Annotated in this window: 12 protein-coding genes and 1 tRNA gene (1 of these 13 only partly in view); 10 read left to right on the top strand and 3 right to left on the bottom strand. The window is 35.3% G+C overall.

Features of this window, described 5'->3' with window-relative positions; translation table 11 throughout:
* The 3 genes from EXIGUO8A_RS03705 to EXIGUO8A_RS03695 all read right to left on the bottom strand — a co-directional run.
* Window positions 1-337, bottom strand: partial view of a glutamate synthase subunit beta gene (locus EXIGUO8A_RS03705; protein WP_159301971.1) — the 5' portion only. Its footprint begins 1,130 nt before the window's first position; 337 of the gene's 1,467 nt are visible here — the first part of the coding sequence; the start codon lies at window positions 335-337; its stop codon lies beyond the left edge, outside the window.
* A 9-nt stretch (window positions 338-346) separates the two neighbouring features.
* Complete coding sequence (gltB, locus tag EXIGUO8A_RS03700) at window positions 347-4,855, bottom strand: glutamate synthase large subunit (RefSeq protein ID WP_159301970.1); 4,509 nt, start codon at window positions 4,853-4,855, stop codon at window positions 347-349.
* A 320-nt stretch (window positions 4,856-5,175) separates the two neighbouring features.
* Window positions 5,176-6,315, bottom strand: a complete 1,140-nt coding sequence (locus EXIGUO8A_RS03695; protein ID WP_116772410.1) for an acyl-CoA dehydrogenase — start codon at window positions 6,313-6,315, stop codon at window positions 5,176-5,178.
* Window positions 6,316-6,654: 339 nt separating this feature from the next.
* On the opposite strand from EXIGUO8A_RS03695, the gene nhaD reads away from it, so the two are divergent.
* The 10 genes from nhaD to EXIGUO8A_RS03645 all read left to right on the top strand — a co-directional run bounded on the left by nhaD (window position 6,655) and on the right by EXIGUO8A_RS03645 (window position 19,296).
* Window positions 6,655-8,025: a sodium:proton antiporter NhaD gene (nhaD, locus tag EXIGUO8A_RS03690; RefSeq protein ID WP_159301969.1), complete on the top strand. Its 1,371-nt coding sequence runs from the start codon at window positions 6,655-6,657 to the stop codon at window positions 8,023-8,025.
* Window positions 8,026-8,077: 52 nt separating this feature from the next.
* The gene (locus EXIGUO8A_RS03685) at window positions 8,078-8,767 is read left to right on the top strand and encodes a MotA/TolQ/ExbB proton channel family protein (RefSeq protein WP_116772412.1); all 690 of its coding nucleotides are present in this window, start codon (window positions 8,078-8,080) and stop codon (window positions 8,765-8,767) included.
* Between the two features lie 9 nt (window positions 8,768-8,776).
* The gene (locus EXIGUO8A_RS03680) at window positions 8,777-9,163 is read left to right on the top strand and encodes an ExbD/TolR family protein (RefSeq protein WP_027068115.1); all 387 of its coding nucleotides are present in this window, start codon (window positions 8,777-8,779) and stop codon (window positions 9,161-9,163) included.
* Complete coding sequence (locus tag EXIGUO8A_RS03675) at window positions 9,164-10,102, top strand: energy transducer TonB (protein ID WP_159301968.1); 939 nt, start codon at window positions 9,164-9,166, stop codon at window positions 10,100-10,102. It abuts the gene before it with no gap.
* Window positions 10,099-11,310: a bifunctional folylpolyglutamate synthase/dihydrofolate synthase gene (locus EXIGUO8A_RS03670; RefSeq protein WP_159301967.1), complete on the top strand. Its 1,212-nt coding sequence runs from the start codon at window positions 10,099-10,101 to the stop codon at window positions 11,308-11,310. The genes EXIGUO8A_RS03675 and EXIGUO8A_RS03670 overlap by 4 nt, the downstream gene beginning before the upstream one ends.
* 62 nt (window positions 11,311-11,372) lie before the next feature.
* Window positions 11,373-11,447: transfer RNA gene (locus EXIGUO8A_RS03665), tRNA-Val, on the top strand.
* An 838-nt stretch (window positions 11,448-12,285) separates the two neighbouring features.
* Window positions 12,286-15,390: a SusC/RagA family TonB-linked outer membrane protein gene (locus EXIGUO8A_RS03660; protein ID WP_159301966.1), complete on the top strand. Its 3,105-nt coding sequence runs from the start codon at window positions 12,286-12,288 to the stop codon at window positions 15,388-15,390.
* 18 nt (window positions 15,391-15,408) lie between these two features.
* Window positions 15,409-16,851: a RagB/SusD family nutrient uptake outer membrane protein gene (locus EXIGUO8A_RS03655; RefSeq protein ID WP_159301965.1), complete on the top strand. Its 1,443-nt coding sequence runs from the start codon at window positions 15,409-15,411 to the stop codon at window positions 16,849-16,851.
* Between the two features lie 20 nt (window positions 16,852-16,871).
* Window positions 16,872-17,693, top strand: a complete 822-nt coding sequence (locus EXIGUO8A_RS03650) for a PKD domain-containing protein (protein WP_159301964.1) — start codon at window positions 16,872-16,874, stop codon at window positions 17,691-17,693.
* Between the two features lie 160 nt (window positions 17,694-17,853).
* Window positions 17,854-19,296, top strand: a complete 1,443-nt coding sequence (locus EXIGUO8A_RS03645; protein WP_159301963.1) for a hypothetical protein — start codon at window positions 17,854-17,856, stop codon at window positions 19,294-19,296.
* Window position 19,297: the final 1 nt, after the last annotated feature.

Here is a 19,297-nt window from a genome sequence, read left to right as displayed (position 1 = left end):
GGTCTTCATTTATGCCTAATACGCAAGCTTCTTCGCATGGTGCTGGACATAATCTACCCGTAAACTCTGGAAAATTGTTTGTAGAATGAAGAATTTCACTCGCTTTATCCCATTTGCCACGATATACTGCATCGTTGAAATCTGGAATTAAATTACCTAATGGGCAACCACTATGGCAAAAAGGAATACCGCAATCCATGCAGCGGGCTCCTTGGTTTTTTAATTCTTTTTCCGGCAATGGTACCGTAAATTCTTTATAATTTTTTAAACGTTCCTCAACCGGTTCGTATGCTTCAATTTTTCTGTCGAATTCCAAAAATCCTGTTATCTTTCCCATGTTCCGATCTTAAATAGTTTGTAAATTTTCTTTTTCTAATCTAATTAAAGCCTGTCTGTATTCTTCAGGTAGAACTTTAACGAATTTTGGTAGGTATGATTCCCAATTTTCAAGAATACGTTGAGCTAAAGGACTTGAGGTAGAATTATAATGACTTTCAATTAAATCTTTCAGCTGCTTTATATCTGCTGTTTCTGTAACTTCTAATAAGTTGAGACCTTCTAGGCTGCAACGCTGTTTAAATGTCTTATTATTATCCAATACGTAAGCGATACCGCCACTCATACCAGCTCCAAAATTTCTACCTACTTCACCTAATATAACGGCAACACCACCTGTCATATATTCACAGCCATGATCACCAATACCTTCAACAACTGCCTTTGCGCCTGAATTACGAACGCAGAAACGCTCCCCTGCTTTACCGTTTATGTAGGCTCTACCAGCAGTAGCACCATAAAGGGTTACGTTACCAGTTATCACATTGTCCTCTGGAACTATAGTAGATTTTTCTGGTACTTTTATAACCAATTTAGCTCCTGAAAGCCCTTTACCTAAATAGTCATTGGTATTTCCATTAACTACCATGGTCAAGCCTCTTGTTGCAAACGCACCAAAACTTTGACCAGCGGACCCTGTGAAATTTAAACGCAAGGTGTTAATTGGAAGTCCTTCTGCACCATATGTTTTAGAGATTTCATTACTAATAATGGCACCAACGGCACGATCAGTATTACAAATAGGGTAATCTAGGGTTAATTTTTCTTTTCTAAATAAAGATGGATTAGCTTTTGCAATAATGTCGAATTCTATTGATTTGTCTATATCATGCTTTTGTTTTTCGGTGTTATAGAATTTGGTTCCTTTAGGAACATCAACTTGATGAAGTATTGGGGTCAAATCTATACCGGCCGCTTTGTAATGATCAATTGCTTTTTTTCGATCTAGTTTTTGAACTTGACCAACCATTTCATTTATGGTCTTAAACCCTAATTGTGCCATAATTTCACGTAATTCTTGTGCTACAAAATACATGTAGTTTACTACGTGTTCTGGTTTACCTTTAAATTTCTTTCTTAGTTCAGGGTTTTGGGTAGCAATACCTACAGGGCAGGTATTTAAGTGACATACACGCATCATAATACAACCTGAGGCTACTAATGGAGCAGTTGCGAAACCGAATTCCTCAGCACCTAAAAGACATGCAACGGCAACATCTCTACCGGTCTTTAATTGTCCGTCACATTCCAGAACAATTCTATTTCTTAAATCATTTAATACTAAAGTTTGTTGTGCTTCGGCAATACCAAGTTCCCATGGTAAACCTGCGTGTTTTAAGGAAGTTAAAGGAGATGCTCCTGTACCGCCATCAAAACCAGAAACCAAAACGACATCTGCCTTTGCTTTTGACACACCTGCTGCAACCGTACCCACACCAACTTCAGAAACAAGTTTTACGTTTATTCTTGCCTTTCTATTGGCAGATTTTAAATCGTAAATAAGTTGTGATAAATCTTCAATGGAATAAATATCATGGTGTGGTGGTGGTGAAATTAATCCTACATAGGGAGTTGAATTTCTGGTTTTAGCAATTTCTGGATTTACTTTTGGACCAGGTAATTGACCACCTTCACCAGGCTTGGCACCTTGTGCCATTTTAATTTGTATTTCTTTTGCGTTGGTCAAGTAATTGGAAGTAACTCCAAATCTACCGGAAGCAACTTGCTTGATTGCACTGTTCTTCCAATCTCCAGTTGAATTTTTGTAAAATCTAGTTTGATCTTCTCCACCTTCACCTGAGTTACTTTTACCTCCAATACGATTCATGGCGATTGCTAAATTCTCATGTGCTTCTTTACTAATTGAGCCATATGACATTGCCCCGGTTTTAAACCTTTTAACAATTTCTGTCCAAGGTTCAACTTCTTCAATTGGAATAGGGTCATAATTAGAGAATTCAAATAGACCTCTTATGGTCATTAAGTTTTTTGACTGCTCGTTAACCATACGTGAGTACTCCTTATAAGTATCTGGCTCATTGTTTCGAACAGATTTTTGAAGTTTGGCAATAGATAATGGATTGAACATATGTTTTTCTCCATCTCTTCTCCACCTGTACTCACCACCGATTTCTAAATCTAAATTGGCATCAATATGTTTTTTGCTAAAGCTCTTGTGATGACGAAGAGCGATTTCTTTTTCAATCTGGTAAAGACCTATACCTTGAATACGAGTAGGGGTATTTGGAAAATACTTTTCAACCACTTTAGTATTTATACCTATACATTCAAATAATTGAGAACCACGGTATGAGTTTAAAGTAGAAATACCAATTTTGTTCATCACTTTTAGTATACCCTTACCTATGGCCTTGTTGTAATTTTTAATAGCCTCATCAAATGTAAATTCAGTTATGTCATGCTCTTCGATTTGCTCAGCAATGATTTCATTTACTAAGTAAGGATTAATAGCACTTGCACCAAAACCAAATAATAATGCGAAATGATGAACTTCACGTGGTTCAGCAGATTCGATTATAACACTAAGTTTAGAACGTTTGCCCAATTTTTGTAAACCACTGTTTACGAACGAACAAGCTAACAGCGCAGGTATAGGGGCCATTTCTTCATTGACATTTCTGTCTGAAAGTATGATGATGTTTGCACCCTCGTCTACTGCTTTAGACGCTTGGTTAAGAACAGATTGTAAAGCATCTTCTAAGCCGTTGTGTCCTTGTTGGATCGAGTACAGCATAGGTATTGAAATAACCTTGTAATCTGGACTTACATCATAGTTTTTGATTTTGTCCAAATCTTCCTTGGATATAACCGGATTCTGTATTTTAAGTTTTCTACAGTGTAATTCTGAAAATTCAAATATATTATGGTCGCTACCTAAGGTTAAACTGATGTCAGTAATTAATTCTTCACGTATACCATCTAACGGTGGGTTGGTGACTTGTGCAAAAAGTTGCTTGAAATAGTTGTAAATTAATTGAGGGCGTTGAGATAAAACAGCTATTGGTGTGTCAGATCCCATTGATCCGATAGGTTCCTTACCGGACTTTGCCATTGGTAGAACGATCGTATTGATATCCTCTAAGGTATAACCAAATACTGACTTCCTTTTTTCAAGCGTTTCTTCACCTAAAAATAACGGACAATCATTATAAGGTATATCCTTTAAATGTACCAAATTGTCATCTAACCATTTTTTATATGGAAATTTTTGTGCGATGTTTTCTTTAATTTCTTCATCATTCACAATTCTTCCCTCTTCCATGTTTACCAAGAACATTTTACCCGGTTGTAGTCTTCCGTGAAAATCTACATTTTCAGGAGTGATGTCTACAACACCGGTTTCAGAAGACATTACTACGTAATCATCTTTAGTTACCGTATATCTAGAAGGTCTTAGACCATTTCTATCCAAAACGGCACCAATGTAATTACCATCGGTAAAAGGAATTGAGGCAGGACCGTCCCATGGCTCCATCATACAAGAATGGTATTCGTAGAAAGCTCTTTTTGCCTCTGACATTTCAGGATTTTTTTCCCAAGCTTCAGGTACTAGAATCATCATAACTTCTGGTAAGGATCTGCCTGTCATCAATAGTAGTTCAACCACCATATCCATTGTTGCAGAATCAGACTTGCCAGGTAATATTATAGGAAGTATGTTCTTGATTTCATCACCGAACATATCACTTTGTAATAGTTCTTCTCTTGAGAACATACGAGTAACGTTACCACGTAAAGTGTTTATTTCACCATTGTGGCACATGTATCTAAATGGTTGTGCCAAATCCCAAGTTGGGAAAGTGTTTGTGGAGAAACGTTGGTGTACCAATGCTAATCTAGTAACCACTCGCGAATCCATTAAATCTGAATAATAAAGACTGATATCCAAAGGCATTAAAAGCCCCTTGAATATAATTATCTTGGTAGATAAACTAGGAACATAAAAGAATTTGTTTTCAGATAATTTTGAGTTGATTATAGTATGCTCGGTAACTTTACGGGCAATGAAGAGCTTTAAGTTAAAGTCGAAATACTCTTGTTCTTTATTTTCTTTTGCAACGAATATTTGTTTCACAAAAGGTTCTGTTTCTGCAGCAATTCTACCAGGAATAGATCTATTGACAGGAACGTCTCTCCATCCAAGTAATTTTAACCCTTGTTTTTCTATGTTTTCTTCAAAAATTGAAATACAGAAATTACGCTGGTTCTCCTTGCGGGGAAAAAATATATTACCAACAGCATATTCACCGGCTTCCGGTAAATCAAAATTACAAACAGCTTGAAAGAAGTCATGTGGAATATCAACTAATATACCTGCACCATCACCTGTTTTACCATCGGCACTTACTGCACCTCTATGTTCTAAACGTTCTAAAATCTCCAACGCTTTATGTATAATGTCGTTGGATTTTTTTCCTTTAAGGCTGCAAATAAAACCAGCCCCACAGTTGTCATGTTCAAATTCCGGTAAATATAATCCTTGCTTCTTCATTGTCATAATTTGTGGTATTTCTTCAAAAATATCAATTTAATTGAATTATATTCAACGATTAGAACAAATTCAAATATTAAATTCAACGAAACAAATAAAAGCTTAAAAAAACTATAATTATATATTTTTAAAACCTTCAATTTATCATATTGATAAATTTAAGTTAATAATATGAAAATATAGGGGTGAAGAAGGGGGTAAATGGCAGTTTATATAACTTTCTAACAATTATACCTCAGTTTATTTAGAGAGTAACAGATATAATAGTTTGTTTGTAGAACATCACCCCTGTTTTTAAGAGGGGTGGTGTTGGAAATTGATTGATTTTATTTCAAGATACTTCTAGAAATTACAATTTTTTGTATTTCTGAAGTGCCTTCGTAAATCTGTGTAATCTTGGCGTCTCTCATTAAACGTTCAACATGGTAATCTTTTACAAAACCGTTGCCTCCGTGAATTTGAACGGCTTCAACAGTAGTTTCCATAGCAACTTTAGAAGCGTATAATTTAGCCATGGCGCCAGAAAGGTCATAATCTTTACCGTTATCCTTATCTAAGGCAGATTGATAAACCAACAGTCTGGCGGCCTGTATTTCAGTATGCATGTCAGCAAGTTTAAATGCAATAGCTTGATGATTGCTAATTTCTGTTCCAAAAGCTTTACGTTCTTTGGAATATTTTAAAGCCATTTCATAAGCTCCGGCCGCTATTCCCAATGCTTGGGCAGCAATACCTATACGACCACCTGCTAAGGTTTTCATGGCAAATTTAAATCCGAAACCATCTTCACCTATTCTATTCTCTTTTGGAACCTTTACGTCGTTAAAAATTAAAGAGTGGGTGTCACTACCTCTAATGCCCAATTTATTTTCCTTAGGTCCTATTTCAAAACCAGGGGTCCCTTTTTCTATGATCAAAGCGTTTATACCCCTATGCTTTTTTTCTTTGTCGGTTTGTGCAATTACTAAATATGTACTTGCGGTGCCGCCATTTGTTATCCAATTCTTGGTGCCATTTACTATGTAGTGGTCACCCATATCGATTGCTGTAGTTTTTTGTGAAGTAGCATCACTACCTGCTTCTGGCTCTGAAAGACAGAAAGCGCCAATTTGCTCTCCAGTAGATAATTTGGTAAGGTATTTTTCTTTTTGTTCTTCAGATCCAAATTTTTCCAGTCCCCAGCAAACCAAAGAGTTGTTAACAGACATTACTACTGATGTTGATGCATCTATTTTAGAAATTTCTTCCATGGCTATGACGTAAGATAAGGTGTCAAGACCACTGCCACCATATTTGGGGTCTACCATCATTCCTAAAAATCCTAGGTCGCCTAATTTTTTAATTTCTTCTTTGGGGAATCTTTGTGCGTCGTCTCGTTCAATTACCTCTGGTAAAAGTTCATTTTGAGCAAAATCTCTTGCCGCTTGCTGTATAAGTTTTTGTTCTTCATTTAATGAAAAATCCATCTAATATGTATAAAAGTTATCTTCTCAAAGATAAAGATATAGTAGTTAAATATTAAACTTTAAATAAGGGTATTGTTTGTTTTTTAAAATAATAATGACATTGGTCTATGCTGAAAGAAATTATTTAACATTTCGTTAAGCGTTAAAATATTGACTGCAGAAACATGATATTTCGATAATAGTTCGGTTTAAGTATTTGGATGTCAGATATCTTCGGTATTATTGTGAAATCATTAGGAATTCACACACAATTTTAAATATATTTGGATGATTTAATTTTTTGTAATTAGAACCTATATTTGACACCTTATCAATAGATATTAAACAAAACCAAACAACATGGAAACTATAATTATTATTGTTTTTTTGGCAGGATATCTTGCCATTACCTTAGAGCATAATCTTAAAATTGACAAACTTATACCTGCGTTGGCTATGATGGCCATACTGTGGGCTTTGATTGCCCTTGGTATAGACGGCTATGAAAATTGGTTCGATTCTGCGAAACAAGGTTTGGTTTCCGGTTTTTCTGATTTAGGGCATTTAGATAGAATGCATATTATGGAAGAATCTCTTTTGCATCATTTAGGTAAAACTGCAGAGATACTATTTTTCTTGTTGGGGGCTATGACCATAGTTGAAATTATAGACTACTTTGATGGTTTTGCAACCATTAAAGGGTTTATTAAAACCAAAAAGAAAAGTAAACTATTATGGTTGTTTTCCATTTTAGCATTCATTTTATCCGCGATTATAGATAACCTAACTGCTACAATCGTATTGATTACTATTCTACAGAAAGTTATAAAAGACCGTGAAACAAAACTGTGGTTTGCGGGTATGATAGTTATAACTGCGAATGCAGGTGGGGCATGGTCTCCAATTGGTGATGTTACGACAACAATGTTGTGGATTGCAAATAAAGTAAGTGCCGGTCAATTGGTAATTCACGTTTTGTTGCCTTCTTTGGTTTGTATGTTGGTTCCTGTATTAATAGCGGGAAGATTTAAAGTTTTTAAAGGTTTAATTGACGGTGATTTAGATGACGAGATTTCAAAGTCTAAGTACGGAGCAACAATGTTATATTTAGGTCTTGGTGCAATTTTGTTCGTACCTATTTTTAAGACAGCTACGCATCTTCCACCATATGTTGGTATGATGTTGTCTTTAGCGGTCGTAGCAACTTTTGCGGAAATTTATAGTAATAAAAAATTCAATATTTCTAGTGTAGAGGGTGAAGATGATGATAATGCTGGTCACCATAGTCCTGTACATCATTCCTTATCAAAAATAGAGCTACCTAGTATATTGTTCTTCTTAGGTATTTTATTGGCAGTTGCAGCAATGGAATCTTTAGGTATTTTATTCAACGCTGCAGGAGCTTTAAATGAGGCTATTCCTAATACTGATATAGTGGTAATGTTATTTGGTGTTGGTTCTGCAGTAATTGATAACGTACCATTGGTTGCGGCTAGTATGGGTATGTTCAGTGAGCCAATGGATAGTCCGCTTTGGCATTTTATAGCTTACTCTGCCGGTACAGGAGGAAGTATGCTTATTATTGGTTCTGCGGCTGGTGTAGTTGCCATGGGTATGGAAAAAATAGATTTTTTCTGGTATTTGAAAAAAATAGCATGGTTGGCATTAGTTGGTTTTGTTAGTGGTGCCTTGATATTTATATTGTTGAGAGATTTTGTTCTACATGGATAATTTAATTCGCAATTCATCGTTATAAAGGCAAATTCAATACTTAAAGTATACTATGATATTATTTCAGGATTTGGCTCAAGATACGAGCGAAGAATTATTGTCTGAAGAGAAAACTCTATCGGTTATAGATTTAATATTTAATGGAGGAACGGGAAGTGTAATAATTATTACCGTTCTCTTCATTATGTTAGGAGTGGCATTATATATCTATTTTGAACGTTTACTTGCAGTAAATGCAGCTTCGAAAATAGATAAGAATTTCATGAATCAAATTCGTGATTATGTTACTTCAGGTAAGTTGGACGCAGCTAAAATTTTATGTGCACAGACAGATTCTCCTGTCGCTAGACTAACGGAAAAGGGTGTTTCTCGTATTGGTAAACCATTGGACGACATTAATACGGCAATTGAAAATGCCGGTACCTTAGAGGTCTATAAATTAGAAAAGAATGTAAGTATACTTGCAACCGTAGCCGGTGCTGCTCCCATGATTGGCTTTTTAGGAACCGTTATTGGTATGATTCTTGCTTTTCATGAAATGGCAAGTAGTGGTGGTCAGGCAGAGATGGGGTCCTTGGCCTCTGGTATTTATACCGCGATGACAACTACCGTAGCCGGATTAATTGTAGGGATTATAGCTTACGTCGGATATAACCATTTAGTAAATAGAACCGATAAAGTGGTTCATAAGATGGAGGCTAATGCTGTAGAATTTCTAGACTTATTAAACGAACCTCTTTAATTTTTTACTATGAAATTAAAAGGAAGAAATAAAGTCAGTCCAGACTTTAGCATGTCGTCAATGACAGATATTGTGTTCTTGTTGTTGGTGTTTTTCATGCTAACTGCGAATTCACCCAATGCTTTAGACCTATTGTTGCCAAAAGCAAAAGGGAAGTCTACAAACACTCAGAACGTATCGGTTAGCATTGATAAGAATCTTCAGTATTTCGTTAATGATGAAAGAATTAATGGCGAGTATATTGAGATTGAGCTGAAAAAGGCATTGGCTGGACAAGATAGCCCTACAATTATACTCAGAGCTGAAGAAAGCGTAGCAATTAAAGAAGCGGTAAATGTAATGGATATCGCTAATAGAAATAATTATAAAGTTATTTTGGCGGTTCGCCCAAATTAAATGGCATTTTTAGACACTGAACATAAAAAGAAGTCGCTGACACTTACTACGTTGTTGTTAAGTGCGCTTTTACTTGTTTTGTTTTATATAGGTCTAACATACATGGATCCACCAGAAGAGAACGGAATATCGGTCAATTTTGGAACTACTCAATTTGGAAGTGGTATTATACAGCCCAAAGAAAAAATACAATCAGAGCCTGTTGATACACCGCCAGTAGAGCCAAGGCAACAAGAAGTAGCAGAGTCGATTGAAGAGCCGGTAAATGAAGTTGAGGAACCTGTAGCTGAGAAAGAAGCTCCGGCTGAAAAACTTTTAACGCAAGACAATGAAGAGGCTGTTAAAATAGAACAGGCAAAAGAAGCTAAAAGGAAGGCAGATGAAGCTGCGGCAAATGCGAAACGAAAAGCTGAGGCTGAAGAGAATAGGAAAAAGGCGGAAGCTGCTAAAATAGCCCAGCAAAAGAAAGAAGCAGACGAAAAAGCTCGTAAAGAACAAGAAGCGAAGAAAAAAGCTTTGGATGAAATGATGGGTGGTCTTAATAAATCTGATGGAACTGCCACCGGAAGTGAAGGTGATGATAATAGAGCCGGTGATAAAGGTCAACCAGATGGCGATCCATATGCTACTAGTTACTATGGAGGTCCAGGTAGCGGTAGCGGAACTGGTGGTTATGGTCTAAATGGTAGGTCATTGGTCAACAAGGGCAAAGTTGCGCAAGAGTGCAACGAATCTGGCAGGGTAGTGGTAAAAATAGTTGTAGATCGTAACGGCAAGGTAATAAGTGCTCAACCAGGTGTAAAGGGTACTACGAATAATGATCCTTGTTTGTTAGAACCGGCTAGAAAAACCGCTTTTATGCACAAGTGGAATTTAGATAGTAATGCACCTAGTAAACAAACCGGTTTTGTAGTGGTTAATTTCAAGTTGGGAGAGTGACCTATAAAGAAACTTTAGATTGGATGTTTGCCCAACTTCCAATGTATCAGAATAAAGGTAAAATAGCTTTTAATTCTAAACTAGATGGAATTATCTCATTTGCGAACCATTTAGGAAATCCACATCAAAATTTTAAAAGTATACATGTAGCTGGCACCAATGGTAAAGGATCCAGTAGTCATTTGCTGGCATCGGTGCTTCAAGAAGCCGGTTATAAGGTAGGCTTGTATACCTCACCTCATTTAAAGGATTTTAGAGAGCGAATTCGCATCAACGGTAAAAAAATATCCAAAAATTGGGTAGTTGCTTTTGTTGAAAACAATCGTTCCTTTTTTGAAATGCATCAACTATCATTCTTTGAAATGACAGTTGGTATGGCATTTTCATATTTTGATAAAGAAAAGGTTGATATAGCGGTAATAGAAGTGGGCTTGGGCGGTCGTTTAGATTCTACTAATATTATTACGCCAGAAGTAAGCTTAATTACTAATATTGGTCTTGATCATACTGATATTTTAGGAGATACCATTCCAAAGATAGCATGGGAAAAAGCGGGTATTATAAAACCCAATACACCGGTTGTAATTAGTGAGTTTAGTGAAGAAACGGCGCCGGTATTTAATGATGTGGCGGCAGAATTGAATTCCGAGATTATTTTTGCCGATAAAAAGAGTTATAAGACCTATCAAATAGGTTTGCTAGGCTCTTATCAAAAAAGAAATATAAAAGGTGTTCTAGGTGTTTTGAACCTTCTTAAGGATTTTAAAATAGAGGAACAGCATAAAATTGACGGTTTTAAAAGGGTAGTGGAGAATACCGGATTAATGGGGCGTTGGCAAAAAATAGGGGAACAACCGTTGATCATCTGTGATACTGCTCATAATAAAGACGGATTGTCGTATGTCTTAGAACAAGTAAAAGCACAAGATTTTGAAAAGCTACATATAGTTTTGGGAGTGGTTAAGGATAAAGATATTTCTGAGATTTTACCTTTATTTCCAAAAAATGCAACTTATTATTTTTGCAAACCAAAAATATTTAGGGGGATGGATGAAAATGTTTTGGCAAAGTTGTTTTATGACTTTAATTACAAGGGAAATGTTTATCAATCTGTAAATAAGGCATTTAATGCGGCAAAAAAGCAGGCTAAAAAAAATGATCTTATTTATGTTGGAGGAAGCAATTTTGTGGTTGCTGAAATTCTTTGATTTTTTATTGATTTTTCTTTTGAGAATTGTAAAAGTATTATATATTTGCACACCCTTAACAAGGGCTCTTAGCTCAGTTGGTTCAGAGCACCTGCCTTACAAGCAGGGGGTCACTGGTTCGAATCCAGTAGGGCCCACGAAATAAAAGGCTTTCATGAAAATGAAGGCCTTTTTTCATTTTTAAATACTTCATTTATTCCTGTTGAAATTTTAAATATTACCAATATCATAATTTCAAAATTCTTGGTATAAACTCCACCATTAATTCAGTATTAAATGTTCTTGCTCAACTGCGTTAAAAAATTCGATTTCTAAACGTGTAACTGTGCTTTTTGATTTCGTTGTGTTTTATTAACGTCAATATTCTCCTCCAATAATGTTAAATTTTTAATATTTTAAATTTTTCTATTTGTAAGCTGCAATTGAAAAATTAAAAAGGTTGTTAAAAAGTGTCTGTAATGCCTATAAATACTGTAGTTATAGACTAAATATCAATTTGACAATTATCACCCTTTATTTTATTAATTATATAATTTATTAATGAAAATTACTTCTTACCGATAAAAAAATAGCCTATAAATTTTCAAAGTAATTTTTTTTAACAAGATAATAACATATATTTGGTAAACCAGTTTGACGAACCAATTTGGTAAACCAATTAAATTATTTGATGAAAACTATATTATTAATTAATAAAAAAATGAAATGACACCTTAGAAGAAAGTATAAAAAAAGGACGGGTGCTCGCCCATCCTTTTTGTAAAAAAGAATTACTTCAAATTGAAAGGGAAGTAACAAACATGTAAGTATTGCTATTTACACATTTAATACAAAAATAAGAATTATCCTTGATTCTTATGTAAAATGTGTGTTATAGTAAATTAACAATTATGATGTAGAATTTAATTCTACGTTTTAAGTAGATCAAAAAGAAGGCGGAGGCCAATTCAAAAGAACTAACTTAATATAACACAAATGAAATTTAAACTAAAATTTTTTATGGTTGCAATGTTGCTGGTCAACATTCAATTATTTGCACAAGACTCCTATGATTTATCGGGTACTGTGACAGATGCAAACAATGTGCCTATACCAGGTGCTAATATAATTATTGCGAACACTGCTAGGGGTACACAAAGTGATTTTGACGGTAATTTCTCTATAAATGTTTCAAGTGGTGATTTATTACAAATCTCTTATATAGGATATGCTACACAGACGGTAGCTATTATTGATCAAAAAACGATAAACGTTACCTTAAATGAAGACGCCAGTCAACTAGATGAAGTAGTGGTCGTTGGTTATGGTACGCAAAAGAAATCTACCATTACTGGTTCAATTTCTAAAGTAACGAACGAAACATTGGATCAGATAGCTGTATCTAGGGTTGATGATGCACTTATTGGTCAAGTATCCGGTGTAAATATTCAAGCTACAAATGCTGAAGCTGGTGGTGCTCCAACAATTACCATTAGAGGTATTGGTTCGGTTACTGCTGATTCTGGTCCGGCTTTGGTAATCGACGGAGTTGTTGTGAGTTCAGAATTCCTTGGAAATTTGGATATGAATGATGTTGAGTCTTTTGAAGTATTAAAAGATGCTGCGTCTGCTGCTATTTATGGTAGTGAGGGTTCAAATGGTGTAATCTTGATTACTACTAAAAGTGGTAAGGCAGGTAAAACAAAGTTTAGCTATCAAACTTATACTGGTATTAAAAGTGCTCATGGTAGTGATGATTATAGAAAGAGTGTTTCAGAATGGGCAAAAATTGAACAAGCCGCAACCGGTACGCTTTCTAATGAAACCCAATATGCTCAATTATTAGTTCAAGCTACGGGTGTAGATAGAGATTGGCAAGATGTATTTTTTGACGGAGGTGCAATAACTAGTCATTCATTATCGGCTAGAGGAGGGTCTGAAGATACCAAGTTCAGTACATCATTAAGATATCTACATGATGAGGGTGTTGTTATTACAGATGATTTTAAATTATTTTCAGCAAATTTAAAAGTTGATTCTAAAATTGGTGAAAGGGCAAGATTTGGTATTAGGGCTACACCTTCTTATACAAAACAAAGAAGATTACCGACTTCAATACATAATCCTACGCGTCAATCGCCTTGGTTACCTATTTATCATACTGAAGAATCACTTCAGTTTATAAATAGAGATGTTTATCCTGATGTGGGTGTGGGTGATTATTTTTATGAAAATCATCTTGTAGAGTTAGATGTTAATGGTGATGGTAATGATAGTAGACCACGTACTTCTGGTGATTCTAACCCTTACGCACAATATGTTGAAAGAGAACATTTTGAGTATAATACTAAGTTGTTCGGTTCTACTTATTTAAGTTATGAGCTTTTGGACGGTCTTACGGCCAAAACATCTTTAGGTGTCACACTAGAACAAAGAAAAAGAACAAGGTATGATGGTACTTTACATCATGCTAGTGGTAATGCAAGAGCATCATATTATTTAGCGAACAGATTTAGAACTAGAGTAATTTCGGATAACACTTTAAATTATACTAAGACATTTGGAGATGATCATGATCTAAACCTTTTGTTAGGTGCTACAATTCAGAAAAGAACATCTGAAGAAAGTATTACGACAGGTAGTGGTTTTTCAAATGATTTACTTAAGAATTTCCAAGGGGCTACTTTAGTTGATTTGCCGTCGGAGACTAATACGCAGCTTAAGAAATTGGGTTATTTTGCAAGGGTAAATTATGCGTACAAAGGGAAATACTTGGTAAATGCGTCTTTTAGACGTGATGGTAGTTCGGTATTTGGTATAGATTCTAAATGGGGTAACTTCCCAGCTGTTTCATTAGGTTGGAACGTAGCTAAAGAAAATTTCTTGTTAGACTCCGATGCTGTAAACGCTTTGAAATTTAGAGCTAGTTATGGTCTAACAGGGGCGGAGAATTTTAATGTTGGTGATGCTATTGTTAATGCGTGGCCTTATTTAGCTCTACTTCAAAATTCTAATGCTATTGATGATGGTAGTATAGCGGCAGGTGTTTCGCCACTAAACATTGCGAATACTTTATTACAATGGGAGGCTTCAAAAGAATTTACCGTTGGTTTGGATTATGGTTTCTTTAATAATAGAGTCTCTGGATCTATTGATTATTACCAAAGAACAAGTGATGAACTACTTCTGAACAATCCTGTATCTTATGTTTCTGGATTTGATAGTGGTATTGTTAATTTAGGTGAGGTTCAAAATACAGGTGTTGAAGTTGAATTGAGAACTAGAAATATTTCTAATGAAAAATTTTCTTGGAATTCTACACTAATTGCATCTACAAATAAAAACGAATTGTTAAGTTTTGGAGATTCCAACAATGCATTAATAGAAGATTCTTATGGTAGAAACTCTCAGTGGATTAACAGAATTGGCGAGCCTATTTCTTCTTTTTGGGGTTATGTTGTAGACGAAGAAGCTTTTGATGAGACTTCTTTTAGAACAACATATGTTGACAGTCCTTGGAATAGAATTAATGGTCAGTCTGACGATACCATAGTAAAAGATTTAAATGGAGATGGTTTAATAACTGAAGAAGACAAAACAATTTTAGGTAATCCTTATCCCGATTTGGTATATAGTTTCACAAATGAATTTAGAGTTGGAGATTTTGATTTCTCATTCATGGTTCAAGGTAGCTTAGGTGCTCAAGTGAATAATATTGGTGATCAGTACTTCTACAACTGGTTTGGTAACAGAACAAGAAGTGGAGGGGAGTTGGAAGCTGTTGCTAACGGTTTGGTTTCTGATGTTTCTTTTATTCAAGAAAAAGTATTGACAAGTGATGTTATTGCAAGTGCAGACTATTTCTCTTTACGTAATATAAATCTTGGATATAATTTTTCAAATGATTTGACAGAGCGTATTGGTATAAGTGGCTTAAGGGTTTATGCTACTGCTCAAAATTTACTGTACATAACTGCTGATGATTATCACGGTTTCAACCCAGAACATGTAGATGGTAGTAACCCAAGAGCTTATGGGTCACAAAGAGCTGGTACACCTATATTTAGAACTGTAACAGTTGGTCTTAACGTTGACTTTTAATCTAAAAACAAACAAACAATGAAACATATAAAATATATAATTTTAGCAGTAACAGTATCCGTTTTCGTTTCCTGTGATACTGAAGAATTTTTAAATCCATTGCCAGATACTGCGGTAGCAGTAGATGGGTTCTTTCAATCCGATGCCGATGTATTGTCTGGAATTTATGGAATTTATGATGCCCTTCAAGGGGTTAATAGTAATACGGATTCTGATATTAGTGATGTAAATAGAGGTGTGCAATTTGAGCATCTTTTAACAGAACATCGTACTGATAATACTAGAAATGCCACATTAGAGGGTTCAAAGGCTGATTTTCATAGATATGTTGTAAATGCAAACAATGTAGAATCAGAAGATTATTACGCTTCTATGTACGAAGTGATTTTTAGAGCGAACAATATTCTAGATTTTATTGATATCGCAGATGAATCAAATCAAGCGAAGTATTCTGCAGAAGCAAAGTTTTTAAGAGCATATGCATATTTTAAATTAGTTAGAATGTTCGGAGCTGTACCATTGGTAACTTCAGTTGTAGGTCCAACAGATAATGAATCGCTTTTTACTAGAATTCCTGAAGCTCAAGTTTATGATCAAATCATTTTAGATTTGGAAGAAGCGGTAAGTATTTTGGATAATTCTTCTAAGTCAAGAGCATCTAAGGCAGCGGCACAAGGTATTTTGGCTAAGGTTTATCTTTCATTAGATAGTCCGGATTATTCAGCTGCACAACAATTATGCGAGTCAATAATTAATAGTGGTGAATTTAGTTTAGAAAGTGATTTTCATGATGTTTTTTATAACGAATTGAACAACGAAATTATTTTTGCAATTCAATATGAAACAGGTAACAGTGCCGAGAGTCAAAGTTTTTCCTCTGAATTTACTTCTTCTACTCGTGCAGGTTCGGAAGATGGTCAAAATATAGTCAATGAGAATTTAGTCTTAGATTTTGCCGCATATGGTGGTAATAGAACTGCTGAATCATATATCACTTTTGGAACCTCGAACGAGGTGATCAAGTTTTTACCTGAGGGGTCCGATATTACTACAACACCACCTTCTTACGGTCCTAGTGCTCGTGATGCCGGAAACGATTATATCGCATTACGTTATGCAGATGTGCTTTTAATGCATGTAGAAGCAATTTTAGCGGGAGGGGAATCAACTACAAGCGCTGCTGCATTGTCGTCTTTTCAGGCAGTTAGAGATAGGGCTGGGTTAACTACCACAGTTTCTATAATTACTAAAGACGATCTTTTGGTTGAAAGAAGAGTAGAGTTGGCCTTTGAGAACCAACGTTGGTTTGATCTACTCAGGTTCGGTGTAGCTGAAGCTGTATTAAGTGCGCATTCAGCAGAAATGGGTTATGTGTTTGATGCAAGAAAATTATTGCTACCTATTCCTTCAAGAGAAATAAATATAAGCGGTGGACTTTTGACACAAAATCCAGGGTATTAAATTTTAAAAACTTTTTAACTATGAAAATTAAACAAAATATTTTCCGTAAAACAACTGTATTACTTTTCAGTGTGGTTGTTGCAAGTTCTTTTGTTGGTTGTGTTGGTTCAGATACATTTAGAGATGATTTGCCAGACTCAAACTCAAAAGCGGATACTATATTTCCTGAAGCTAATTTTGATTACACAGCAGATCAAGACGATTTCACAATAATAAACTTTACTGATCTTTCTACAGAGGCATCATCCTATTTGTGGGATTTTGGAGGGGGAGAAACTTCAACAGATCGTGATCCTACTTTTCAATTTTCTGGGGAAGGTACGTTTCCTGTTACTTTAGTTTCTAGTGATGGTAATGGTGTTACTTCAACCATTACACTTGATGTGGTAGTGGTAGATGAATTGGTTGCGGCTTTTCAATGTCCAGATTTCTTATGTGATCCAAGAACACCTTGGGCAGGTGTAGATAGGGGAACTACAAGTTCATATTCGGCAAGTTCTTCACCAACTCCACCAGAAGACAATGGTGCAGCAAAATTAAGTAGTAGTTCTAACTTCCTTGATCAAAGTATCCGAGTAGTTGCAGGTGCAACTTATGAAGTAACATTCTGGTATGTGAGTAAAACCACCGGTACTTCTGCAGGTACATTGTTAATTGAAGATGCTGATACTGGAGATGATTTTCTTTTGCAAGAAATTCCATTAACGGATCAAGCTTCCTCATATGTACAAATATCATTCTCGTTTACTACAGGAGAAACAACAGAGAACATGAGATTTAATATTGAATATGCAGGTACTGAATGTAGATTTTCTAAAATTAGTATCGATAGATTGAATTAATTAAAAACCTTGAAAAAGTAATTTAAAAATGTTGTTATGTTTTATAAAAGCTTCATTTTTAAATTACTCTTCAAGACTGAAAGCATATTTTTTAAACGGTAAGTTTTATTATTAAGACTGTTTAAGAGGTATCTAACAAAAAAATAAAAAATAAAATATTATGAGTTTAATTAAAAAAGGAATAAGTGCCCTTTTGATAACTGGTCTTATCATGTCGTGTGATGAAGATGGTTATGAGCCAATTGAGCCAGTTGATTCTTCTGGCGGATCTATTGGAAGTGTTTTTTCAAGTTTCGAAGTGTCATCTAGTGGCGATGGTACCATTGTTACAGTTACACCGTTAACTGTTGGTGTAGATTCATATGTAATTGATTTTGGTGACGGTAGTACTCCGTTAACAGCATTGCAAGGAGAATCTGCTACATATGATTATTCTAATGTTGAAGCATCTGCAGATTATACCATAACCGTTACGACTAAAGCTTCAGGGCAAACCGATCTGGTTAAAACTGAAGATATTACAGTAGAGCATACCGTACAATCTATTGACAGTGCTCCTGCGTCACCAGAAGTTAAAAGATATAATCTTTTAAACATTTTTACAGACGCTAGTTCTGTTGGTACAGCGGGTACAGGTGGTAAGGCTGTTATTTTGGATTCGGGAAACAATCTATTGGAATTTTCTAGACTGCATAGTGATGTAGGTGAATTTGCTTTAAGTGATGAAGTGGTTGCAGCAGATGCTTTTTATAGTGGTGTAGGTTCTAATGATATTCATTTTGATGTTTACTCTGATTTTGCCACCGGAATTGATAAACTAAAAATAACACTTGTTGATAGTACAAATGGTACAAGCCATGTAATTGATGATTTAGATTTAAACGATGGTGAGTGGACTGGTTTTGATTTGGACTTAGCCACAGATTTTTCTACACCGGTCACTCAATTTGAAACCATACTTTTTGAGAAGGGCAGTACAGGTACTGCAAATGACCACGCAACAATTACCGTAGATAATATTTATATGTCAAGAATGACCGGGTCAACTATATTGAACGGTGATTTTGAAGATGGTCAAGATTTTTGGAAATGGACAACATTTACGGATGGGGAAACTAATCCTTTTGGTTCTAGTTCAGATGGTTCGAATCAAGATTATGATGGGGTCGATACAGGTAGTAAAACGAGAGGGGCAAAATGGTCTTCTAGTCAATCTGGTGGAGACTTAAGAACTTCTAGTTCTAGATATGCATATCAAGAGCTGAATTTGGTTCCTGGTGCAGATTATATTTTAGAATATCAATATGCAATAAAGGACGATAGTGGTACAGATCCAATTGGCGGTAGAAAGGTAGTAGGTGTAATTTTAGACGGTCAGTATGATGATGGAGCTGATGCTGTAGATAATATAGGTGATAATTTAGGATTTCATGAAGGTTATGTAGCTAAGGGCAAATTTTCAGATACCACTGATGGAGCAGGTACTTTAGTGCAAATTCCTTTCACTGCAAATGATAGCGGTGAGGTTGCGATAGTATTTTATGCGGTTACCCCTAAAGACGCATATATTGATAATGTTAAGGTACTTCCATTAAACCCGTAAT

The sequence above is a fragment of the Maribacter litoralis genome (assembly GCF_902506355.1).
In the GTDB taxonomy this organism is placed as follows: domain Bacteria; phylum Bacteroidota; class Bacteroidia; order Flavobacteriales; family Flavobacteriaceae; genus Maribacter; species Maribacter litoralis.
The sequence above is the reverse complement of the archived record's forward strand: the minus strand, read 5'-3'. Positions and strand labels throughout refer to the sequence as shown.